Origin of the sequence: Providencia sp. PROV272, from assembly GCF_049901975.1 — a bacterium.
Classification (GTDB): Bacteria; Pseudomonadota; Gammaproteobacteria; order Enterobacterales; family Enterobacteriaceae; genus Providencia; species Providencia stuartii.
The window spans coordinates 1,921,331-1,945,612 of sequence record NZ_CP096291.1; the positions used below are offsets into that span (position 1 = coordinate 1,921,331).

Sequence of the window (24,282 nt, forward strand, 5' to 3'; positions counted from 1 at the left end):
ATCCTCACTCATTATTATTTTGCTTATTTGCCAGTCTTGTCGTTTTTCTTTTACCTGCTTGCCAATCGTTAAGTGTTTTCCTTAGTTGCCAAAAAAATGGGGAGCCTTTTGCCGGTGTATTGATTAAATACACACATTCCCCTCGATTTGCTAAATTTGAGATTAGTTTGAATCCAGGACCAAAGGTATAGGGTTTAGTCTTAATAGACTTATTTTTACCCGCTTGGGATTGCGTCAGAAAATCGGCATTTTGTCGTGTGGCATGGACTGTTTCGCGATTACCGCCTTGATAAGGAAAACGACCTGTTAACAGTTTATTGAGCCATATTGGTTTTTTGATGCTGTGTTGAAACTCAACTTGGGGGTGGGCCATTTTTTGGCTAGCGACTAACGCAGTGGCATAACATTCACGGATCAGATCAGGCAAAGCATCGGCTTCATGCTGCCAATCCTCAATATGGTGTTGCAGGATATTGAGAATGCTCCAGCGGCAACTTGGCCAAAAATCGGTATATAGCGTTCTGGAACCTCGTTTGAGTACTTTGCCAAGTAATTTATCGGTTAAATGTTGGAACCATACATCAAGTAAGCGCGAAGCTTGGATATTCTCTGTGTTACCATCCCACTGCGATAACATCTTGTCTTCAGGGACGAAAGGTAATAAAAAATGTTTTGCCTGCTGGGCAAAATAATCTGTTTTATCATCCTGAATAGCGGTCAATGTTTCGGTGGTGTGTTGGTCGGTGTGTTGGATCAACGCCTCGATACGCCGTGAACGGCTAGGGGGATGCCAGCGATTAGATAAAGCCACTTTTCCCGTAAACAGTGACTCACTATATTGATTGGCATAAAGAGTATAGCCTCGTTCAGGATTATGTTCGCAAGGTAATTCATCAAAAGGCACATAACCCAACCACTGGTGCTGTGGCTCTGTTAGGTTTAGTACCAAGCTACCGATTTGTTGATGACGCTTTGGAATATATCCCATGGTTTGCAGACCAATATCCCCATGAATATCAGCATAGCCAACCATCATTGGTGAGTTTTTTACATGCTTAAGGGCATCTCTAAATGAAGGCCAATCTTGGCATTTGGCGAGCTGATAAAAGGTAATGTCACCACTTGGGTCATCTAGTGCAGGCCAACGTAAAAACATACCGTAGCCATTTTTTTCTGACACTAACCGCCCTTGAGCAAAGCTATAAGTTGTGAAACTGTGTGATTTACCATTTTTCAGTTTGATTTCATGGATATTTTTAGTTAAAGGCAGATTCCCTGATGCCGTTTCAACCTGCTCATTTTCAAGGTCGAGCTTACCCCAAAATAAGTCTTGGTTATCCGCCATGATACCAACCATTCCCCATGCAGCATGGTTATTACGACCGACGATAATGCCAGGAGAGCCTGGAAAATGAGAGCCGACGACATTGAGTCCTTCATCACTTTCAAGGCGGCAAAGTAGATTAAAATTAGGATTCACATGCCCCATATGAGGGTCGGTAGCCAATAGCGGTTTTCCTGATTGGGTTAATGACCCACTGATGGCAATGACATTCGAGCCCGTATCGGGTGAAGCTAGCCCTAAATACTGCAATCCTTTTAATCCATCTTTGAGTGCCTTAACCACTTCTTGGTGCCAATCCCCATTTTCATTTAGTGGTAGTGGGGGAATTTGATGGCCTTCATGGCTAAAGGTTGCCAATAACTGTTGATGCTGTTTTGGCGTCAATCGATTTGCTATGCGCGTGTGGAATAGTTCATATTGCCAAGCGGAATTAATAAAATATTTCAGTTGTCCTAATAAATAACTGTCTGAGATTGAAAAAATTTCAGGACGATAGTGCAGTAATAAGCACTCGATGGGTAAGACTTTCATTTCACTAAGTGCTTGGTTGATACCGGCAGTATAAGCTTGAATATGTTGATATTGCATAGCCTGCCAAGAGTGAGTTGGTGCGGCACAATCAATGTTTGTCGCACGCTCAGCCAGCTCCACTAATCCTAATCGTCGCTGAAAAACATCGGTACGTAAGGCCCCATTTCCCATAATTTCAGATAAGCGACCACTGGCGACACGGCGGGATAAATCGAGTTGCCATAAACGTAGTTTAGCGGTGCCATAACCTTGACCAAAAAAAACCGCATTATCGCTATTCCCTTTAACGGAAAGTAATTGTGCTGATTCGAGGGATAGAGTGACGTGCCCCCATTGGCATGAGAGATGTTTGGTTTTCATGCTACATCCTTTTTAGCAGATGACAATTGAGTCGCGAGGTGTGATACGTATTCGATAAACTCTTCTTTTGGATAGCCTGCACTCCAACCTAATTGTTGTTGGGCCTTATAGGAAGAATAAGTGTAGGAACTGCCATCCATTATATGAAGCGCTTCGCAAGATAACGGCATTGTCAGCCCAAGGCTGGCGAGTTTATCCATTAACCAAGCAGGTATTTTCAGTGAAGAAGCCTTTTTGGCAGGTAAAGAAGGTCTGTCACAAAAATGGCTTAGCATCTGAAAAAGTTCGGGCATAGAGAAAGTCTCGCCAGCCAAGATATAGTTTTGGCGAACAATTTCCGGTGATAGTAGTGTGATGAGTCCATCACAAACATGTGACACATGACAAAGTTGAAATGTGCTTGTCGTTGCGATTTGAAAAGGGATTTTTCCAAGTAAAAAGGCGTTTACGGTCTGGGCTAATACGCTGTTATCACCTAAACCAAATACCCCACCGCTGATGGCAATATTGATAGGAGCGCCTTGGCATTGCTGTTTTACAACCAATTCGTGTGCAATATGTTTTGTTTCTTCGTAATAACTACGAAAGATGCCATTGTGCCGGTGAGATTCATCAAGTAATGCGCCTTGGGTTTCGCCTAAAGCAGCGGTTGAGCTCATATAAACGATTTTTGAAATATCAGCATCTTGAGCCGCTGCTAACAGGTTTGAGGTGCCGATGACATTAGTTTGATACATATGCTGCCGTGCTTGGCGGGTTGGCGCTAAACCGACACGGTAATCCGCAGCAAGGTGGATCACGGCATCTTGCCCTGCCAATGCTTGTTTTAAGCTTTGAGGTTGCAAAATATCACCAGTCACCACGTTCACCTTTTCAGGTAATTTGGGGCGATAGGGAATCACACGATTTTGTGGATTTCGAGATAATACAGTTAAATTATGACCTTGTTCAGCAAGCTTATGCAGCAGATGAGAGCCAATAAACCCAGTTCCACCAGTAATTAATAGGTTGCGGTTATTTATCGCCATTTTCTTCCTTACTGATAAAGTTAACGAGGGCAGATAGCATGAAAAAGCCATCATGCGGCGCATGAATAGGGCGCTGGTGCATGCGACCAATTGGGCAATAACGGGTAAAACTGTATTGTTGTAATGACAAAGAATCTAAATCGCCAAAATAACCAAGGGTCTGTAGGCGCCCAGGCCAAAGTGTTTGCGCTTGTTTTAGGCTATCTTCGATAGAAGCAACGACGAGTTGAAAGCCCTGAGTTAACCATGCTTGAGGGGCAAACTCTGTTTGATAAGTGACTCCCCAGCCTGTTTTTTCACTGTAAACACTCGGCTTATCGGGAGCGGATAGCGAATAAGTGAACCGATGTTCGCGAAATTGCGATATGCCTTGTAAGCGTAGGTTGTCAGACAAAATGGGAAGGTGATCAAGTGTGGTTATCAGTTGATGATAAAGCGCTTCTGCCGCTAAGGGGTTATCCAACAAAATGAATCGAGGTGAGCTACAGACTTGTTGATGAAAAAGGGCGATATCGTACAAAATCAATTCAATTGCAGGAAGTTGCTTGCCAATGATTGCCATGGCACTGATTTTTGGCCCTAGTTCGACCAATTTGATATGTGGCGGTGTGATTTGACGATAGTGTTGGATTAATGCCTCGCCCCCTGCGAGTAAGACCGTATCGACGCCAGAGAGTATCTGCTGATCATTTTGTAAATGACTTTGCCAATCAATGATTTCACACTCCTCATCATCAAGTGACAGAATGCGTTTAACCTGTTGCAAATAATTGATTGATATGCGGGCTTTCAGGCGAATTTTACTGCCAATAAGGTAAGCGGCACATAGCGCTTCTAGTGTACCTAATGGATCTTTTTCAGAAACAATAATCAGCAAACGCTTCGGTGCATGCCAATATTTTCCACCTAATTCACGATGGATCTTTTGTTCCAATAACTGATTTTCAGTCAGACGCTCCAAACGCGATAAACAAAATTGTTGCGTATTTTCATCTTCCGAAAACGACCAATTAGCTTCACGCAAAGTTGTTAGGCACAGTTTGATTTTATTTACACGCGTTTGTAGTGAGTTTTTCATTTTACTTGTGCCGCACAGGTGCCCTCTGGGGTAGATGCTCGTCCTAGATAGCGCAGGAAGGGTAGCGGTTGACCACAGGCACAATTATTGCCCCAACAACCCAGATCTTGCGTTAATAAGCGATGTGAAGGTATTGAGGCAAACAGAGGGCTTTCAAGTACAATGAGTCCATTTTTATTTTCTGGTGCATGGTTCCCATCTTCAGCCATGATTGAAAAACGTGAATAAGCAGGGAGATGAAAATGACCTTCAGGACAACTAATGTAGTGAAGAGGATGTTCAGTCATACCATAAATATCGCGAATATCGACGCTAGGCGCTTGTAAAACTTGTTTCAAACCTTGAATAATCTCAGGGCGTTCAAGTTGTTTTGTCATCCCTTTCCAACCACCGCCGGTTAAGCCTTTTATCGGTGATTTCAAGGTAAATGGTTCAGGGCGTTTTAGGCATAAAAATTCAAAAAACAGTGTTAAGCCTAAAATATAGATAGGGGCAGGATCATTAGCCCAGCGTTTGAGTGTAGACCACGCTAACTCACTATCAAATTGACCTTGCTCTGACACAGTAAAAACAAGCTCTTGTATTGGGGCACATTGGGTGAACTTTAAAAAGGCAGTGGCATAACCTGCATGCTCACCTGTGGCGGGATCAGGAGATAACATTAAAAAGCGAGAAGGTGTGGTTGAAATCAAATGATTATGCAAAAAAATTTGCACCATAGCCGTTTCAATACGTTTTAAACTGAGATTGTCAAAGAAAACGCGTGTTTTCCCATGTTGCCCAGTACCTGAACTATTTAACCATATACCATCAAGCTGGGTATTTGTCGCCAAATCCATGGTTTTAAACAAATTAATAGGGATCAGAGGGTTGGCTTCTGTTTCCCATAACTTTGCATAATTAACATTACGGTTTAAATGCCAGGTATCAGCTTGTTTCATTGCGGCTGAAAATAACGCATCATCAATACTTTCTGGCGCATAGGGTTGCGGGTTATTGATAAGTAAATCAATAGGATTGCTTGTGTTCTCAGACATTTTTTTCACTTATATCAGAATGCTTAGTTATTATTAAGTTTTATTATATGACCTAACTAAAGGTAAATATTCTGAATCAAGCGTTGCAGTTATCACTTTAGGAGAATTTTAAGTTTGAAAAGTTATCATGAAAGCCGTTTTGTTAGTGGTATTTATAGCGGATTGGGGAAATATTAATCGTTGGTAAATAGAAAGTGTCACTTAATTTAGTTGTGTTATTGATTTATTTAAGTGATCAAGCAGTATAAAAAGTTAATGGGGATGACATAGCGTGCTTTTAAGTGCGAAGAGGTAAAGTGATATCTCTTCGCTACAATGTCTCACTTATCGTTTTTTTGCTTTTTATAGGCGATAAATGCTTTATATAAAGGGATTAAACATAGCAATAAAGTTGCATATTTAATGACGGTGATCGTCATATGTAACATCCAAATATTGAGGTTTTCCAAGAAGGTTGGATTTAGGCGAATGAGTAAGATGAGTAGCAAACTAAACAGTAGAGTAACGATGTAGGTGATGACAAGTGAAAATGAAAAAAGAATAAATAAATCAATTCTTTGAATATTATTTTGTTTTTTATATTTAAATAAATTAACACAAAACTCCCAGCGTTTGTTCCGTCTCGCCACTTCATTAATAACGATCACGTATAATGAAAGAAATATTATCGTTATTTTAGTTATTAAAAAATAACCACTGGACAGCTCAAAAGGCAAAGAGGAAAAGACAAGATAGAGTGTAACAAGATGATAGATACAAATAATGCTCGATATAATGCTAGTAATGATTTGATATAAAATAAATTTCATTAATTATGCCTTTCAACAAGAACGATGCCGTTTACCGCCGAAATGATAAAAACCGAGAGATTTATCAGAGAAACTAGCCAAAAATAGGCAAATGATGATCTCTAATATGGGTTGTTTTCTCTACAAAATTTACACTATCCCGCTTTTTTTGTAAGCCCTTAGTGAACAATAAGCTGTCATGGCCCCCTTAAGTCCACATATATTGACTACCAATAATAACTGATTCTCATTATCAAATAGATTGGAAATTGGCTCAAATATTGATTAATATCAATCTATGCAAGCTGACTCGTTTCATTTTGCTAATGAATCACACTTTTTTGTGATCGCTTTCATATTAATCAATTAATTTGATATACATCAATATTTGGTATGACCAAATGACCAAGCGTGTTATCCTCAACAAACTTTTGGTCTTATAAGTGGTGATTAATGTTATTTAAGTTTTTTTATTTCGAATAAGACTTAAATAACATTAATTTATTTTGCAATGAGGGAAATATGGCCTTTTCTCAACCAAAAATTGTGATTGTCGGTGGTGGTGCTGGTGGCTTAGAGCTAGCAACACGACTAGGTCGTAAATTAGGGCGTAAAAAACGTGCAGAAATCACTTTAGTGGATCGTAATCCAAGTCATTTATGGAAACCTCTGTTACATGAAGTAGCAACAGGCTCTTTAGATGATGGTGTGGATGCCTTGAGCTATCTTGCCCATGCTCGTCACAACGCATTTAACTTCCAATTAGGCTCTTTGACACAAATCGATCGTGACAATAAAAAGATCATTTTGGGTGAATTACGGGATAAAAACGCGGAGTTATTGGTTCCTGAGCGTGAAATTGATTATGACATTTTAGTCATGGCACTAGGTAGTACTTCAAATGATTTTGGTACGCCGGGTGTTAAAGAGCATTGTATTTTCTTAGATAATCCGCAACAAGCCCATCGATTCCACGATGAAATGCTTAATCTATTTTTACGTTATTCTGTTCGCGACAATGCAGAAGAGAAAGTGAATATTGCGATTGTTGGAGCTGGAGCTACAGGTGTTGAGTTGTCGGCTGAGTTGTATAACGCGGTAGAGCAGCTAACCAGTTATGGATTTAAAGGATTAGATACTGACGCGTTAAATGTGACATTAGTCGAAGCCGGTGAACGTATTCTGCCTGCATTACCACCACGTATTTCTGCGGCAGCACATCAAGAGTTAAATAAGTTAGGCGTAAAAGTGCTAACTAAAACGATGGTGACCAGCGCTGATGACGATGGCTTGAATACAAAAGAGGGTGAGAAAATTCGTGCTGACTTAATGGTATGGGCAGCCGGTATCAAGGCACCTGATTTTATGAAAGAGATTGCGGGGTTAGAAACGAATCGTATCAATCAGTTGGTCGTTAAGTCGACATTACAGACAACCCGCGATGATACCATTTTTGCGATTGGTGACTGTGCCTCATGCGCTAAGCCTGACGGTGGTTTTGTGCCACCTAGAGCGCAATCTGCACACCAAATGGCGAGCCGCTGTTATGATAATATTTTGGCGATGATAAAAGATAAGCCACTAAAAGATTATATCTATAAAGACCATGGCTCTTTAGTCTCTTTATCGCGTTTTAGTACCGTGGGTAGCTTAATGGGTAACTTGATGCGTGGGGATATGATGGTGGAAGGGCGTATTGCACGTTTTGTGTATATCTCATTGTATCGAATGCACCAAATTGCGCTTCATGGCTATGTGAAAACAGGGTTAATGATGTTAGTCGGAAGTATTAACCGCATTATTCGTCCGAAATTAAAACTTCACTAACGTTTTAGTCAGTCGCAATAAATAGGAAAAATCCTCGTTTTTCATTAAACGGGGATTTTTTTATAAGTATTTTTAAATATAAACTTTAATCAATTGATTGATTATTTATGAATAAACTATTTTGAGCGACCCCAACGATTAAATACATTATAGGAGGTACACTATAAAGATGCCTGATATGAAGCGGCATTAATTTAAATATGCCATTTTAATTAAATTCTGGATTAGCTTATAAGCTAATATACTTATTATTGGCAGTTGCTACCTTCTATTATGTGGAATTTTTGTTTTATATAAAATTATAAAAGTATCCGTTGAGTCATGCGAGTATCAACCTCATAGTGTCACCTAAAACCGCTCTCAATGGGCGTTGCCGCTAGGTAAATAGAAATGGGGTGAAATCATGTTAAAGCTGTAGGCAAGAAAAGGTAATATAAAAAATGCTAGTCGTGTTCTCTGATGAAAATTAAAAAGGTCGTTTGCATTCATTGAATGAGAAATAAAAAAATAAAGGGGGAAATTGATAGAAATTAATAAAAAGATATCTTCGTGTTATTACTTAAAATAAGTGTAAAAAAGACTTTTTTATAATTATAATTACCAAAAATTGATCGTAATCAATATGTGAAAATAGATTAAAATTTAATTTATTGACTTAACAACCAACAGGAGTAAGTTAAATTTTTATTGACTTGTTCTTGATTAAGAAAACTCTAAATCTTTTGATTGTTTTGCCAGTAACTATCGAATTATTAAAGCGAAAAGTTACAATGGGACTATTCACTAACATTGTCATTAATAAGGGCAGCCTATGAAGCTAACATATAAGGTGTTATTAGCAGCAATAGTTATTTGCCTTATTATTATTGTATCAATAACTTCGCTGCGTTTCTCCAAGGATGAAAGTCGGTTGGCGACGGTAATTTCGATAGAGCCAATAAAATCGCATCGGCTGATTGAACAGGAGAATTGTTCAGTTATGGGGATATTTGATGGATTTAATCAGGAATATCTATCGCGCTATCACCCAGCTCAAAGTGAATGTAAGATGGTATTTATGATTGAGGCACTCCAAAAGGACTCCTTATCATCACTACTTGAACGTGACAATCGTAAATGCATAGTAACAGAAAAAGTAGAACAAATTATTGTGGGTTATGATGTGGTATACCGTATTGGTAACACCCTAGGCAAAGTACGCACCGTTTATGATCCAGGACTATTTATCCCCCTTGATGAAAATGGGCGATTAGATTTAAGTACCTCTAGTAGTCAACTTTGTAAAGCGGCACGTAACCAGACTGATGCATTAGTGCCGTTTTATTGCGTCAAACTTGATGAAGCTAGCCGAAACTCGCTGAATATGAATAATGCCGTAGAGATTTATGCGGGAAAAAACACCTACGCTTATTTTGAATAAAAATGAGCGGAAAAGCCCCAGTAACATTATTATGTGGCTGGGGCTTTTCATTTGTTCTAACGCATCATAGATTATGCTTCTAGTAAGTTATCCGCACAGTCACGCAACAACTGTTTGATAAACTCAATGCGTGTCACGCGCTCGCTGAGGTCATGCACAAATTTCAACCTTACAGGACCATCGAGGCGGAAGGTTTTCGGTTGATTTTGTAATAGACTGATTAAGAAGTTTGGCGAGACTTTATGTTTTTCACCAAATTCAATAAATCCACCTTGCTCATGAGCTTCAATTCGCTTGATACCTAATTTTTCCGCTTCTAGCCTGATAGCCGCGCTGGCAAGTAAGAAACGTCCAGCATCGGGTAATGTGCCAAAACGGTCAACCAGCTCAGTACGAAGATCATTTAACTCATCTTCATTATGAGCACTGGCGATACGCTTATAGAACGATAAACGAATATTAACATCATGAATGTAATCATCGGGAAGCAGCACGGGCATGCGCAGTTCAACTTCTGTTTGCTGATTAACTAAGTCCTCTAATGAAGGCTCACGCCCATCTTTTAATGCCTCTACCGCGCTTTCCAGTAACTCCATATACAGCGTAAACCCGATCGTCGTCATCTGCCCGCTTTGATCTTCACCGAGCAATTCACCCGCACCCCGAATTTCCAAATCATGAGTGGCAAGGGCAAATCCCGCACCAAGATCTTCAAGGGAAGAGATAGCTTCTAAACGTTTATGTGCGTCAGCAGTCATCGCTTTTGGATGTGGCGTTAATAAATAGGCATAGGCTTGATGATGAGAGCGGCCTACACGACCTCGTAGCTGGTGTAGCTGCGCTAAGCCAAAATGGTCTGCACGTTCAATAATGATGGTATTCGCTGTTGGAATATCGATACCCGTTTCAATGATGGTCGTACAAATCAGGACATTGAAGCGTTGATGGTGGAAATCGGTCATCACACGCTCCAGTTCGCGCTCACGCATTTGCCCATGACCGACCACAAAGCGCGCTTCTGGTACTAATTCTTCCAGACGTTTTTTGGCTTTTTCAATATTTTCAACATCGTTGTAGAGATAATACACTTGGCCTCCACGTAATGTTTCACGCAAAATGGCTTCACGAACCACAAGGTCATCATATTGGCGTACAAAGGTTTTCACGGCTAAACGGCGAGCAGGAGGCGTTGCGATAATCGACAGATCCCGCATGCCACTCATGGCCATATTGAGTGTACGAGGGATAGGGGTTGCGGTGAGCGTTAAAATATCCACATCCGCACGCATAGCCTTAATACGCTCTTTATGACGAACACCAAAACGGTGCTCTTCATCGACCACGAGCAACCCTAAGTCATGCCACACTAAGTCACTTTGCAGTAACTTGTGGGTACCAATCAAAATATCGACTTTCCCTTGAGCGGTTTCTTCGAGTATCTGTTGCTGCTCTTTGGCGGTTTTGAAACGAGAGAGCATTTCAATTCTTACCGGCCAATTTGCGAAACGGTCACGGAAATTATCGAAATGTTGTTGAGCCAGCAAAGTGGTAGGCACAAGCACCGCAACCTGTTTATTATTATTGATGGCTAAGAAAGCTGCTCTCATAGCGACTTCGGTTTTACCGAAACCGACATCACCGCACACAAGGCGATCCATTGCGATAGGTTGACACATATCGCTAAGCACGGCATTAATTGCCTGCTCTTGATCGGGGGTCGTTTCAAAAGGGAAGCCTTGACAAAACTCTTGGTACTGCTCTTTGTCATGTTTAAAGGCAAAGCCGGGTTTGGCGGCTCGCTGAGCATAGATATCAAGTAGTTCAGCCGCGACATCACGGACTTTTTCTGCGGCTTTATGCCGCGCTTTCCCCCAACTATCGCTACCAAGGCGGTGTAACGGGGCATTTTCATCTGCACCACCGGAGTAACGGCTGATAAGATGCAAGGATGAGACAGGAACATATAGCTTGTCGTTACCCGCATAGGTCAAAATCAAATATTCCGCTTTAATTCCACCTGCTTCAAGTGTTGTTAATCCTTGGTAACGACCCACTCCGTGCTCAATATGAACAACTGGCTGCCCAGGACGTAGTTCGGCTAAGTTACGGATCAGCGTATCAGTATTGATAGTTCGGCGGTTATCTGTGCGGCGACGAACAACACGTTCCCCTAATAAATCACTTTCACATATCAACGCACGGTGTTGTACTGATTGAATAAAACCGTGTTCAGCAGCCCCGATCATGATGGCAAAACGGTTGCTTACTGGGCTGGAGTAGTGACTAATAGTCTCAGGGCGAATTTTGATCCTTCCCAATAATTCAGTGACTGTCTCGCGCCGGCCTTCACTTTCAACAGAGAAAATGACGGTGCCATCAAAATGTTCAACAAATTGACGCAATTTTTCAAGCGGCTGTTTACTTTGCCCTTGTGTACCGATATCTGGCAACGGTAGGTAATCTAAATTAGTGTTAGCTGCCTTATCGGCTAATTTTTCAACAGACAGCTGTACTCGCGGCCATTTTTTTAATGCCTGATTGAGTTGCTCGACGGTCAGCCATAAATCTGTCGGTGGCAACAAGGGGCGCATCGGGTCAACACCGCGGCTTTCGAAACGTTGTTGGGTATCACTTTGGAAACGTTCGGCAGCTTCTTGGTAGTGCTGTGAGATAAACAGCGTATTTGTTGGTAGATAGTCAAATAGCGATGGCAAAGGTTGACTAAAAAAGAGCGGTTGCCAGTATTCAATCCCTGTGGGAAGTGTTTTTTTGCTGACTTGTTGATAGATATGTTCAGGGTCACGCCTGACTTCGAATCGTTCACGCCACTGGCTACGGAAGCGTTCGATGGCATCTTTGTCTGTTGGAAACTCGTGTGCAGGCAACAGGTTGATGCTCTCAACTTCTTCAAGCGTTCTTTGGCTATCGACATCAAAGGTACGCAGACTATCAATTTCGTCATCAAAGAAATCAATTCGGTAAGGGAGTGCGCTCCCCATTGGGTACAGGTCTAATAATGCGCCACGTGTAGCGTATTCCCCGTGTTCCAAAACTTGTTCAACATGGCGATAGCCTGCCTTATCTAGCTCGTCGCGCAAGTTATCGCGCGAAAGTTTGTCACCTTTAGCCATCACAAGTGCATGGCTAGCCAGAAATTCAGATGGGCAAACCTTCTGCATTAAGGTGTTGACCGGAAGGATCAAAACCCCTTTTTGCATAGTAGGTAAGCGATACAGTGTTGATAAACGGTGTGAGATAATTTCTTGATGTGGTGAAAAGTTATCGTAAGGCAAGGTTTCCCAGTCGGACAATGTTTCAATTGGCAGTTGCGTAAACTGTTGAATTTCATCGCGGAGACGTAAGGTGTTTTGCATGTCTCTTGTGATAATGACCACAGGCCCTTGATGACGCTCTATCATCTCTGCGCATTCAAGTGCACCCGCGGCCCCAATCAAGCATCCAAGATGACGGACATCACCACCGCGTGTAGGAAGTTCATAACGAAATTTTGAAGACATAAAAATATTCGGTTTCTCAAAGCATAATGGCTAAACGACCTGTTTTACCCCGTACAATTGTCTGAAAGTAAGACAAACAGGCCGTGCCAATAAGAAAAAAATCCACAAAACCGGGGCCGGGTGGTTCCATTCATCATTCGTACCCTTTATTATCGCTGAACACTTCGCTTTGGCAACAGGGGCGTTACAGATTTCATGTCTCAATCTGTCTCAATATTTATAGGTCTGCGTTACATGCGCGGACGAGCTGTCGACAAATTCGGCCGTTTTGTATCCAGTTTATCAGCCATTGGTATCACGCTAGGGGTTGCGGCATTGATCACCGTGACCTCCGTCATGAATGGATTCGAACGATCGTTACAAGATAGCATACTCTCTTATATGCCGCAGGCCGTTTTAACGTCGGCAACGGGGCATATTGACCCACAAAAGTACCCCATTGCAGATCTACAGGGCCTGCAAGGTGTTTCTCATATTGCACCGCTTGTGCAGTCGGATGTTGTTTTGCAAAGCCGCTCGAATGTCGGGGTAGGCATGATGCTTGGCATCACTTCTGACGAACGATCACCACTATTAGATAACTTGATTGACGGGCAGCGCTCAGAATTAGTCGAGGGGCAATATCGTGTCTTCTTGGGGAATAAGCTGGCGGAAAATTTAGGTTTAAAGCGTGGCGATGAAGTTCGTTTGATTATCCCTGGAGTCAGTCAGCTTACGCCAATGGGGCGTATTCCGAGCCAACGTTTATTCACGGTGGCAGGGGTGTTCCAAACCAATGGTGAGGCCGATGCCAGCGAACTGATTGTTGCGCAAAATGATGCTGCTAGGATGATGCGCTATCCCGCAGGGCATATTACAGGCTGGCGGTTATTTCTGAATGAACCGTTAAAGGTCGATACGTTGAGCCAACAAAATTTACCTGACGGACTGATTTGGACCGATTGGCGTGAACGCAAAGGTGAGTTTTTTCAAGCGGTCAAAATGGAAAAAAATATGATGGGTCTGTTGCTCAGCCTCATCATTGCTGTCGCTGCTTTCAATATTATTACTTCACTCTCTTTATTAGTTATGGAAAAGCAAGCTGAGGTGGCCATTTTAAAAACGTTAGGTTTAAAGCGTGGGCGCATTTTGGCGATTTTTATGATCCAAGGGGCAGGTGCGGGGATCATTGGCGCATTAATAGGCTCACTGCTTGGTATGTTAATTTCCAGCCAATTGAATTTCTTGATGCCGCTATTTGGCATGTTGCCAAAAGGGGTTCACTTACCCATTGTGCTTGATTTTTATGGTATTTTAATTATTGCGGTATGCGCAATGCTCATTTCGCTGCTTGCGACGCTTTATCCTTCTTGGCGTGCGGCGGCTGTGCAACCTGCTGAGGCGTTACGTTATGAATAAACAACCACTTCTTATCTGTGAACATTTAAGCAAGGTCTATCAGGAAGGCGCATTGTCGACGCAAGTATTAAAAGATGTCTGTTTTTCGATTAATGAAAGCGAAATGATGGCAATTGTTGGTAGTTCAGGCTCCGGGAAAAGTACCTTACTGCACCTATTAGGTGGCCTTGACACCCCGTCTGAAGGCGAGGTGATTTTTCGGGGGCAACATATTAACCGCCTCTCATCGGATCAGCGTGCCGCCATCCGTAACAAAGATTTGGGGTTTATTTATCAGTTTCACCACTTATTACCTGATTTCACGGCATTAGAAAATGTGGCTATGCCATTACTGATTGGTGGTATGAATAAATCAGAAGCCTTTGATAGAGCGACTAAAATGCTGGATGCGGTTGGCTTAGCCCACCGTTCAGGGCATAGGCCATCCGAGCTTTCTGGTGGTGAGCGGCAGCGTGTGGCGATTGCTCGAGCATTAGTTAATCAGCCTGCATTGGTACTTGCGGATGAGCCAACAGGGAACCTTGATTTACGTAATGCAGATGCGATTTTTGAGTTACTCGGTGAGTTAAATAAAACCCAAGGCACCGCATTCTTGGTGGTGACTCATGATATGAAGCTAGCGCATCGTTTATCGCGCCAACTTGAGATGCGTGACGGGCACCTTCAACAAGATATCACACTGGGGGCAGTGTAATGTCTGGATTACCGCTGACTTTACTTACAGCGTTACGGTTTAGCCGTGGCCGCCGCCGTACAGGGATGGTATCACTGGTTTCTATCGTTTCAACACTTGGTATTGTTTTAGGTGTGGCCGTCTTGATTATAGGTTTGAGCGCCATGAATGGGTTTGAGCGCGAACTTGAAAATCGCGTTTTATCGGTGGTGCCACATGGGCAAATCTATGCGGTGAAAGCCCCATATCAAGATTGGCAATATGCTGAGAATGTGATCCGCAATACTCCCGGGGTTAAAGCAGTGAGTCCGTATGTTGGGTTTACTGGCTTGCTGGAGCGCGGAGCTAATCTCAAAGCAATACAGGTTATGGGGGTTTCGCCGAAAACCGAGTCAGAAGTCAGTGCATTGCCTAAATTTGTACTCGATGATGCGTGGAAAGATTTTAAAGCAGGGAAACAATCGATTATTTTAGGGCAAGGTGTTGCTGACTCACTGAATGTTAAAGTTGGGGATTGGGTAACCATCATGATCCCCAATACAGATGCGAGTTTAAAAATCCAACAACCTAAACGGATCCGTGTTCAAGTTTCAGGTGTTTTTCGTTTAAGTGGGCTATTAGATCACCAATTAGCGCTGATCCCTATTGCCGATGCGCAAGCGTATTTAGGCTATGGTGATGGCATTACAGGGTTTGAAATAAAAGCCGATAATCCATTTAATGCGGATAAAGTTGTTTATGATGCGGGCCTGAAAACCATGCATCATGTGGTTGTGAAAAGTTGGATTGGCGACTACGGCTATATGTATAACGATATTCAGATGGTACGTAGTATCATGTACTTGGCTATGATCCTCGTGATAGGGGTTGCTTGTTTTAATATCGTGTCTACGTTGGTCATGGCGGTCAAAGATAAGAGTAGTGATATTGCTGTATTGCGGACACTTGGTGCTAAAGACAGGCAAATTCGGGCGATTTTTTTGTGGTATGGTTTGCTAAGTGGACTCGTTGGCTCCTTAATAGGGGCAATACTTGGCGTGGTTGTTTCATTAAATTTAACCACCATAATCAAAGGACTTGAGTATGTTATCGGGCATCCTATCTTGTCTGGCGATGTCTATTTTATCGACTTCCTTCCTTCTCAATTGCACCTATTAGATGTGGTGTATGTGTTGCTGACAACGGTGGTATTAAGTTTGTTGGCAAGTTGGTATCCTGCACGCCGAGCAAGTAAACTTGACCCAGCTCGTATCCTGAGTGGTCAATGATAACTAACTGGGTAGCCTATCGTTACCCAGCTTGTTTTATTGCTCCCCATTGCGACGCGCAAGTTGTATCTGCTTATAACTGCGCGTTTCTATCAATGTGTCATTGAAATCATATTGCTGAGCGAGAGACATCAACTGCTGTGTGAGCTGAGGGAGCAGTGAAAGCGTGTCTGTCATTATGGCAAATTCAGCAAACCAGCCAATACCCTCTAAATAATCAATAGTGATATGTACATCGCCAAGAAAATAGATGCTACGTTGTTTGCTGGTGGCGAAATAGCATTGATAGCCAAGTGTTGTCAGCATATTTTTGACGTGAGCACAATCTTCAATATTAATCGCTTTACATTCTGAACTGCCAGGGCCTTTGACTATCCATAATTTAATGCCTGAAGGGAACATTTCACGGACTGACAGACTTATTCCTTGCTGCGCAAGCTGACCATCAGGCATATCAAAAAAGTCATCTTTTTCCGTATTATTTTCCGTAAAGACTTCAGCGCCATCAGCCATGATCCGTTGTAAAAAACGGTTTGGGTCAGGCAATCTAAATTTAATTTCGGCTTCATATTGACCAACAAAATGTTCACTCATGGTAATTCCTAGTTTTATTTATGGGGCAAGGTATTTTCTTCTAAGCTGTGGAACAATGCAGGTATTTAAATGCGAAAGAGTACAACTTATAAAAAGAGGGAAAAATAGTCTTTCCCTCCGATTTAGATGTGCTATTTGCTTTTTTTCATAATAGATTGATCAAGGTAACCCATCACAAATGCGGATAAAACAAATGTTAAATGGATAATGACATACCACATTAATTTGTTATCAGGGATATTCTGTGAGTTCATAAAAACTTTTAACAAATGGATTGATGAAATGGCTACGATAGAAGCTGCTACTTTATTTTTTAATGAGGTTGCATCCATCTTACCTAACCAACCCAATTTTTCGCTATTCTCAGGGATATTGAGCTGGGAAACAAAGTTCTCATAGCCTGAAAACATCACCATTACGAGTAAACCACCGACTAACGCCATATCAATTAATGATAATAGTATCAGAATTAAATCTGCCTCAGGGATTGAGAAAATATTGGGGATCACATGCCATAGTTCTTGAAAGAACTTAATCGTTAATGCAAATAGAGTCAGTGATAGGCCAAAGTAGATAGGGGCAAGTAACCAACGTGATGCATACAGCGTCTTTTCAAACAATTTTTCCATATAAACCTTTTACTGTGTGATGAATTAATCGTGTTAAAAGTAAACTCGTCTATTTTAGCGAGTCTAAATTCAGACTGCGATATTTAGTTTGGTTATGAAGATATAATCACTGAGAAAAACGTATTATTATGGTTTAGTGGCGTTTAAGATAAGTGATAGATAAACATTTAGCCTCACAATTCCTTTTGTTATTTGTTGCGTTATACTGACATTCGAATTAGGTTTGGGTAACGATTATGATCATTGCGAGTAAGGTATAAAACTCGCAGCGATAACAACATGGAAGAAAAAGGTATTTATTGATGTTGCGATTTCGTCATAGGCTAAAGAAACTTAAAAAAATTAAAATGTTACGTCGTCAACGAGCTCGCGATCGTTTTTTTTACAGTGAAAATAGAATAACCAATATGAAAAATGTGAAAGTCGTCGTACTAACTGGGGCGGGTATTTCTGCTGAATCAGGCATTCAAACTTTTCGTTCTTCGGATGGTTTATGGGAAGAACACCGCGTTGAAGATGTGGCAACACCGGAAGGGTTTGCTCGTGACCCACAATTAGTGCAGCGTTTTTATAATGAACGCCGCCGCCAACTCCAACAAGAGAATATTAAACCAAACCCTGCACATTATGCTTTAGCGCAATTAGAAGATTTGTTAGGGGATAATTTTCTGCTAGTGACTCAAAATATCGACAATTTACATGAGCGTGCGGGTAGTAAGCGTATTATTCATATGCACGGTGAGTTATTAAAAGTCCGGTGTAGTTGGTCAAATCAGGTATTAGAGTGGAAAGAGGATTTATCCACAGATGAACGCTGCCATTGTTGCCAATTTCCTCAACCGCTAAGGCCGCATATAGTTTGGTTTGGTGAGATGCCATTAGGTATGGATGAAATTTATCAGGCTATTGAGAATGCGACACTCTTTATCGCAATTGGCACGTCTGGTCACGTCTATCCTGCGGCAGGTTTTGTGCATGAGGCAAGGCTAAATGGTGCACATACTGTCGAGCTAAATTTAGAGCCAAGTCAGGTTGAGAGTGAATTTGAAGAAAAACATTATGGTTTGGCTAGTGAGGTCGTGGTTGATTATGTGAAGCATCTTATTGCCGAACTGACGATGGCGAGTGAAAGCAAGATTTAACACGCGATTTAATGAAGGGGGGTAAAACCCCTTCATCATATCACTTTCTTGCATGGCGTGATGTTAGACGTTTTCATCTAACATAGCAGGCATCGTAATCTCTTTTACACAAGTTGCGTTACTCGTACTTAAAATAAACTTGACGGCATTAAGGACGTCTTGCAAGGGGATTAATGCACCTTCAGTGCGTGAAATAACGTCATCGACAGGCACTGATAGAGGGTATTCCGTTGCTAAATAACCGAGATTAATCACAGAAATAGCTATTTTATCTTGGCGTAATGTCTCCCTTAGCGAGTGAACAATACCGCGTAGTGCATACTTTGAGGCAGAAAAAGCCACTTCATGACCGTTATGGTTATCTAATCCCCACGTTGAGCCAATTAAGATGATTTTGCTATTTTGGCCAAGTCGTAAATTAGGCAACATTGCCTTGAGGTGCAAGATACAGGCACTGATATTGGTTTGGATCATCGTGAGCAGTTCAACATCATCCGTTGATTCAAATCGATAATCGTCGGTGAACGCATATTTTTCCCAAATGCCGACATTATAAATTAGGCAGTCAATCGGGCTATCTTGCAGGGTGCTCTTTACGGTTTGTACAGAATTCGTTTCCGATAAATCAGCTTGGATCCAATGAAAATTGTTATTGGAGAAAGAAGGCATAGAGCGAGAAACGCCATAAATAGTATCTTGTGCGGTAGGAATACCTTCAATTAATGCTTTTCCCAACCCTTTACTGACACCATAAACTAAAAATTTTTTTGTCATCGATATTCTCTTTATTTTAAGCTGAATGAAATAGATACCGTCGCGATGGTTTGCTTTGCATAGATAATAATAGAGGAATAAAAATAATGCTATTGGGAAGTATAAGCTTTAATTCAGCGATGGCTAAAATAAATAATAGGCAAAGTTAAACAGTTGACTAAAAAATAATAATCCCTTGATAACTGGATAATAATAAGTATAAAAATAGTTTTATTTTGTTGAATGCTGCTATCAAAAATAGGGTTAGGCGATTTATTTTATGGAATTTATTATTTGTTATTAGATATAAATAAATATGCTTATGATAAATATGTTCTGACTAAGAACAAATAATTATTTCTGTTTATCAGAGTAACTCGATAAAGATTAAGGACGGCGGATTCAAGTCCGAAGTGCAACGCTAAGCCGCCTTTCTTAGCTCCGCAAACACCACCGAAGGTTGTCTGAACCCCAGACACTTGCGTGGCCTGCTGTTCAACGCTCCCTGATAGCGTTGTAAGTCTTCTTCTGTCACTGTCCGCAGGTCTGTTCCTTTCGGGATAAACTGTCTTAACAACCCATTCGTATTCTCGTTCAGCCCACGCTCATGCGAGGCATACGGATGGGCAAAGTACGTATCTGCGTTCAGTGCTTCTGCTATCGCCTTGTGCTCACTAAACTCTAGACCGTTATCGAACGTTATTGTGTGACATACATCCTGATACTCACTCAGCAGTGAGATAATGGCCTTACTGACTTCCACCGCATCCTTTGAAAACACCTTTTTTGTCAGGTAAATACGGCTTTTGCGTTCTGCCAGTGTCACGATAGCACCAGTGCCCTGTTTACCCTGCACCAAATCGGCCTCCCAGTCCCCCAGACGGCTACGGTCATCGACGACTGACGGCCGTAGCTCAATGGATACCGCATCAGGGATGCGCCCTCGTTTCTGCCCGTAGCCCTTACGATATCGCCGTTTGCCCTGCCTAAGATGCCTGTACAACTCGCCACCGCTACGCTTATCCGCATAGATATACTGGTAAATCCATTCATGGCTGACGCTAAGACCAATAATGCTGCCAATTGCACTTATTTGCTCAGGACTCCACTTCCACTCCAGAGCAAATATCACGAAATCTATGGTCTGCTGAGGAATTGTCCTTTTGGCAGATGACAGCCGCCTATCACAGCACTTCTGGTGTGCCTGTTGTGGGTTATAACCAGTATCTGAAGTGTTACGCCTCAGTTCACGGGAGACCGTGGACTTGCTTACACCGATACGGATACCTATCTCATGGCAGGATAAATTATCCTCACGCAGTATCGATATCTGGTATCGTTGTCCTTCGGTTAGTTGCTGATACTTCATACTTACTCGCTCATCTTTGGTCGGAAGAGCAGGATAGCTTATCAGTAGCTAACCGTCCTTCCATCTAACATGACCGAGCGTTGCACTTATTATCTGAATTCGCGGACGGTTAGTTCTTAATGCGAGATAAATATGAATGTCTTAATCATTTCAGGTAGCCCCGCGCTAAAGTCGCGTTCATCAGCATTGCTTGATTATGCTCAACAATGGCTGAGTCAGTTTAATTTGATAATTCAACGGATAAGTGTGAATGAATTTGATGCGAGTGTGCTGTTACAGGGTAAATATCAACATGCACAAATTCAAAAATTTATCCAACAAGTCAAAGAAGCTGACGGTATTATTATTGCGTCGCCGGTTTACCAATCCTCATACAGCGGCGTACTTAAAGCCGTGATAGACCTATTACCTCAACGCTCTTTATTACATAAAACAGTATTACCCATCATGACAGGGGGGAGTGAACATCATCAGCTAGCATTAGATTATGCCTTTAAACCATTACTTACCGCATTGAAAGCAGAAGAGATTATTAGTGGCATCTATACTAGTGACCAGCATTTTCAGTATTCAGAAAATACGCATCAATATCTTATTTCCCAAGAAATAATTGAGCGACTAAATAGTAATTTACAGGCTTTTTATCACACGTTAAATAAAAATTATTTTCAGCATATTAACTATCAGACTCAATTACCATTAATCAATGAAATGAGGCTTTAAGTATGGGCTACTCACGTATTGTTATTTTGAGTTGGTTAGTGCCACTGAGTTTATTAATCGTTTGGCAATTTTCAGTCAGTACAGGTTGGCTTTCGAGCCGAATATTACCTGAGCCTCTACAAGTTTTTAGTGCGGGGTGGAACCTTATAAAAAATGGTGAACTTTGGGAGAACTTAGGAATTAGTGCATTACGTGCGGGCATTGGATTTATTATTGGCAGCTCAATCGGATTAATATTGGGATTAATAACAGGACTTTCTCGATTAGGTGAACTCTTATTAGATAGTTCCATTCAAATGATCCGTAATGTGCCCCATTTAGCACTAATTCCCTTGGTGATCCTTTGGTTTGGTATTGATGAATCGGCAAAAATATTTCTTGTCGCACTAGGAACCTTTTTCCCAATTTATTTGAATACGTTGCATGGTATTAAACATCTCGACCATAAATTAATTGAAATGGCAAAAAGCTATGGTTTACACGGTTATAGCCTATTTCGCCATGTTATTTTTCCGGGAGCACTACCTGCAATATTTGTAGGGGTACGTTTTTCATTGGGCTTGATGTGGCTGACATTAATTGTTGCAGAGACGATTTCGGCTAATGCGGGGATCGGCTACTTAGCGATGAACGCTCGCGAGTTTTTAAGAACGGATATCGTGGTTTTCACCTTAATTATTTACGCCTTATTAGGAAAAACAGCCGATACACTCACTTATTTACTCGAAAGGGTTCTACTTCAATGGCATCCCAAATGGCATAAAAAAGAGGTCACAGCATGATAACGAAAACACAATGTTTTGCAGCCAATACGGGGATCCCAATTCAATTAGAGGGCGTGATAAAAGGCTTTAGGGGAAATAACGTCTTACGGTCACTCAATTTTGCTATCCCCGCTGGGCAATTCGTGACCATCGTGGGGCACAGTGGTTGCGGAAAAAGTACCTTATTACGTTTGTTGGCTAATTTAGATTCGCCAACATCAGGGGAGATCACCGTGGCAAAACAGCCTTTATCCAATTTTCATGGGGATATTCGCATCATGTTTCAGGAGCCTCGGCTCTTACCTTGGAAAACGGTGATTGAAAATGTGGCGCTCGGGTTAAACAGAACGTCGCACAATGAGGCACTTAAGGTGCTAGCCTCCGTGGGTCTGTCAGACAAGGCGGGTGAATGGCCAGAAGAACTTTCAGGAGGACAAAAACAACGAGTCGCTTTAGCGAGAGCATTAATCCATCAGCCTCGTTTGTTACTACTCGACGAGCCTTTTGGGGCATTGGACGCCTTAACACGTATGGAAATGCAACAACTGCTGATCAAATTATGGCACCAGTATCAATTTACGGTGGTTTTGGTCACGCATGATATTCATGAAGCAGTATGGACCTCGGAGCGAGTATTGATGCTAAAGGAAGGGATGCTGCATCTGGATATTAATATCAACGAAAACTACCCCAGAAACTTAACCAATGCCTTTTTAATTGATTTGGAATCACAAGTACTCAATGCGTTGACTGAGCGAAAGTTTGCTTGATCACTGAAAATAAGGAATCTCAAGATGACGATACAACAAAAACTGCAATTGTTTTGGTTTTTACCAACGCAAGGGGAAGGGCGTTATTTAGGAACTCAAAAAGGTGGTCGGGCAGTCACACTCCAATATTTACAGCAGATTGCGATTGCAGCCGATAGCCTTGGTTTTCATGGTGTCCTGATCCCGACAGGAAAAAGTTGTGAGGATCCGTGGATAACGGCGGCATCCTTACTCTCAGTCACACAAAAATTACGCTTTTTAGTCGCGGTGAGACCCGGCTTACAGTCACCGACATTGGCGGCTCGAATGACATCAACATTGGATAGGCTCTCTGATGGTCGTGTGTTAATCAATGTGGTGACAGGTGGTGATCCTGTTGAAAACAGAGGCGATGGTATTTTTTTAAATCACAGTGACAGATATAAAGTAACTAAAGAGTTCCTTGATATATACAGACGCCTTATGAGAGGGGAAGCGGTTGATTATCAGGGTGAACATATACAGGTCGAAGATGCCAGTTTGCTATTTCCTCCGGCACAACCATACGGGCCTCCTCTCTATTTTGGCGGGTCATCACCAGAAGCAATGGAGATTGCCGCTGAACAGATTGATACCTATTTAACATGGGGAGAGCCACTTGCGGAGGTTAGTGAGAAAATTAATGCGGTGAAAAGACATGCTCAAGCTAAAGGGAATCATGTGGAATTTGGTATTCGGTTGCATGTGATTGTGCGAGAGACGGAGCAAGAGGCCATTGATGCCGCCAACCGCCTTATTTCACACATTGATGATGAAACAATTGCCAAGGCGCAATCGGTCTTTTCTCGGATGGACTCCGCCGGCCAAAAACGCATGCAATCATTGCACAGCGGTTCAAAAGATAACCTTTTCATTGCCCCTAATTTATGGGCGGGGATTGGCTTGGTGCGTTCTGGGGCTGGTACAGCTTTAGTGGGCGATCCTCAGCAAGTTGTGGCACGTATCAGGGAGTACCAATCGCTTGGGATCAGCAAATTTATTTTTTCAGGGTATCCACACTTAGACGAAGCCCATCAATTTGCAGAATTAGTGATGCCGCTGTTAGTGGATAAAGAGGCCGCGCTATCACCGCAACACGTTAGGTCACTTGGTGAAACGATCGGTATCCACATGCGACCAAAGCAGGCAGTGTAGGGTAATAGCCTCACTATTTTATTCGATTCTTGCCAATAATTATTGTTGGCAATGCAACACTATTTAGCGTGTTAGGAGAGCCTTGGTGAAAAAG

19 protein-coding genes are annotated in these 24,282 nt (G+C 41.9%); 10 read left to right on the top strand and 9 right to left on the bottom strand.

The genetic code is table 11. The annotated features are described in order from the left end of the window. Positions 1-4: 4 nt before the first annotated feature. The 4 genes from M1E93_RS08670 to M1E93_RS08685 are packed head-to-tail and all read right to left on the bottom strand — an operon-like array spanning position 5 to position 5,379. Entirely contained in the window at positions 5-2,236 is a 2,232-nt protein-coding gene (locus tag M1E93_RS08670) for a penicillin acylase family protein (protein ID WP_060561089.1), read from the bottom strand. After that, positions 2,233-3,264 carry an NAD-dependent epimerase/dehydratase family protein gene (locus M1E93_RS08675; RefSeq protein WP_104873544.1) on the bottom strand — a complete coding sequence of 344 codons (1,032 nt, stop codon included), beginning with the start codon at positions 3,262-3,264 and terminating at the stop codon, positions 2,233-2,235. The genes M1E93_RS08670 and M1E93_RS08675 overlap by 4 nt, the downstream gene beginning before the upstream one ends. After that, positions 3,251-4,342, bottom strand: a complete 1,092-nt coding sequence (locus M1E93_RS08680) for an acyl-CoA reductase (RefSeq protein WP_104873543.1) — start codon at positions 4,340-4,342, stop codon at positions 3,251-3,253. The genes M1E93_RS08675 and M1E93_RS08680 overlap by 14 nt, the downstream gene beginning before the upstream one ends. Beyond that, positions 4,339-5,379 (bottom strand): hypothetical protein, encoded by a 1,041-nt coding sequence (locus tag M1E93_RS08685; RefSeq protein WP_426207267.1) that lies wholly within the window; start codon positions 5,377-5,379, stop codon positions 4,339-4,341. The genes M1E93_RS08680 and M1E93_RS08685 overlap by 4 nt, the downstream gene beginning before the upstream one ends. A 1,310-nt stretch (positions 5,380-6,689) precedes the next feature. On the opposite strand from M1E93_RS08685, the gene M1E93_RS08690 reads away from it, so the two are divergent. Further along, positions 6,690-7,994 carry an NAD(P)/FAD-dependent oxidoreductase gene (locus tag M1E93_RS08690; RefSeq protein WP_004920811.1) on the top strand — a complete coding sequence of 435 codons (1,305 nt, stop codon included), beginning with the start codon at positions 6,690-6,692 and terminating at the stop codon, positions 7,992-7,994. Between the two features lie 811 nt (positions 7,995-8,805). After that, positions 8,806-9,414: a UmoD family flagellar biogenesis regulator gene (umoD, locus tag M1E93_RS08695; RefSeq protein WP_004920810.1), complete on the top strand. Its 609-nt coding sequence runs from the start codon at positions 8,806-8,808 to the stop codon at positions 9,412-9,414. A 71-nt stretch (positions 9,415-9,485) separates the two neighbouring features. Here the strand turns inward: umoD and mfd are convergent, their stop codons facing one another. Then, positions 9,486-12,932 (bottom strand): transcription-repair coupling factor, encoded by a 3,447-nt coding sequence (gene mfd / locus M1E93_RS08700; protein ID WP_004920809.1) that lies wholly within the window; start codon positions 12,930-12,932, stop codon positions 9,486-9,488. 195 nt (positions 12,933-13,127) lie between these two features. Here mfd and lolC point away from each other — a divergent pair, with 195 nt between their 5' ends. Genes lolC through lolE form a run of 3 tightly spaced genes read left to right on the top strand, consistent with a single transcriptional unit; the run spans position 13,128 to position 16,271 of the window. Then, positions 13,128-14,330: a lipoprotein-releasing ABC transporter permease subunit LolC gene (lolC, locus tag M1E93_RS08705; RefSeq protein ID WP_426207268.1), complete on the top strand. Its 1,203-nt coding sequence runs from the start codon at positions 13,128-13,130 to the stop codon at positions 14,328-14,330. Next, positions 14,323-15,024, top strand: a complete 702-nt coding sequence (gene lolD / locus M1E93_RS08710; protein WP_004920807.1) for a lipoprotein-releasing ABC transporter ATP-binding protein LolD — start codon at positions 14,323-14,325, stop codon at positions 15,022-15,024. The genes lolC and lolD overlap by 8 nt, the downstream gene beginning before the upstream one ends. Beyond that, complete coding sequence (lolE, locus tag M1E93_RS08715) at positions 15,024-16,271, top strand: lipoprotein-releasing ABC transporter permease subunit LolE (protein WP_014656158.1); 1,248 nt, start codon at positions 15,024-15,026, stop codon at positions 16,269-16,271. The genes lolD and lolE overlap by 1 nt, the downstream gene beginning before the upstream one ends. A gap of 36 nt (positions 16,272-16,307) precedes the next feature. Here the strand turns inward: lolE and M1E93_RS08720 are convergent, their stop codons facing one another. Together M1E93_RS08720 and M1E93_RS08725 are read right to left on the bottom strand one after the other, a co-directional pair. Next, positions 16,308-16,865, bottom strand: a complete 558-nt coding sequence (locus tag M1E93_RS08720; protein WP_036940758.1) for a class IV adenylate cyclase — start codon at positions 16,863-16,865, stop codon at positions 16,308-16,310. Between the two features lie 131 nt (positions 16,866-16,996). Beyond that, entirely contained in the window at positions 16,997-17,494 is a 498-nt protein-coding gene (locus M1E93_RS08725) for a TIGR00645 family protein (RefSeq protein WP_004920804.1), read from the bottom strand. Positions 17,495-17,799: 305 nt separating this feature from the next. Here M1E93_RS08725 and cobB point away from each other — a divergent pair, with 305 nt between their 5' ends. After that, complete coding sequence (gene cobB, locus M1E93_RS08730; protein ID WP_080997986.1) at positions 17,800-18,636, top strand: Sir2 family NAD+-dependent deacetylase; 837 nt, start codon at positions 17,800-17,802, stop codon at positions 18,634-18,636. Positions 18,637-18,699: 63 nt separating this feature from the next. Here cobB and M1E93_RS08735 read toward each other — a convergent pair whose 3' ends face one another. After that, complete coding sequence (locus M1E93_RS08735; protein WP_014656155.1) at positions 18,700-19,410, bottom strand: SDR family oxidoreductase; 711 nt, start codon at positions 19,408-19,410, stop codon at positions 18,700-18,702. A 400-nt stretch (positions 19,411-19,810) separates the two neighbouring features. Then, a complete protein-coding gene (locus tag M1E93_RS08740) occupies positions 19,811-20,758 on the bottom strand; it encodes an IS30 family transposase (protein ID WP_140035165.1) in 948 nt (315 codons plus the stop codon). A gap of 132 nt (positions 20,759-20,890) precedes the next feature. On the opposite strand from M1E93_RS08740, the gene ssuE reads away from it, so the two are divergent. From ssuE to ssuD, 4 genes are read left to right on the top strand one after another with little or no spacing between them, the layout of a single operon-like run. Next, positions 20,891-21,481, top strand: coding sequence for an NADPH-dependent FMN reductase (ssuE, locus tag M1E93_RS08745; protein WP_004920800.1), 591 nt, complete (start codon positions 20,891-20,893; stop codon positions 21,479-21,481). Positions 21,482-21,483: 2 nt separating this feature from the next. Further along, the gene (gene ssuC / locus M1E93_RS08750) at positions 21,484-22,263 is read left to right on the top strand and encodes an aliphatic sulfonate ABC transporter permease SsuC (protein WP_004920799.1); all 780 of its coding nucleotides are present in this window, start codon (positions 21,484-21,486) and stop codon (positions 22,261-22,263) included. Continuing rightward, positions 22,260-23,015: an ATP-binding cassette domain-containing protein gene (locus M1E93_RS08755; protein WP_004920797.1), complete on the top strand. Its 756-nt coding sequence runs from the start codon at positions 22,260-22,262 to the stop codon at positions 23,013-23,015. Before ssuC ends, M1E93_RS08755 begins: the two co-directional genes overlap by 4 nt. Positions 23,016-23,039: 24 nt before the next feature. Beyond that, positions 23,040-24,188 (top strand): FMNH2-dependent alkanesulfonate monooxygenase, encoded by a 1,149-nt coding sequence (ssuD, locus tag M1E93_RS08760; protein ID WP_104873542.1) that lies wholly within the window; start codon positions 23,040-23,042, stop codon positions 24,186-24,188. Positions 24,189-24,282 lie beyond the last annotated feature (94 nt).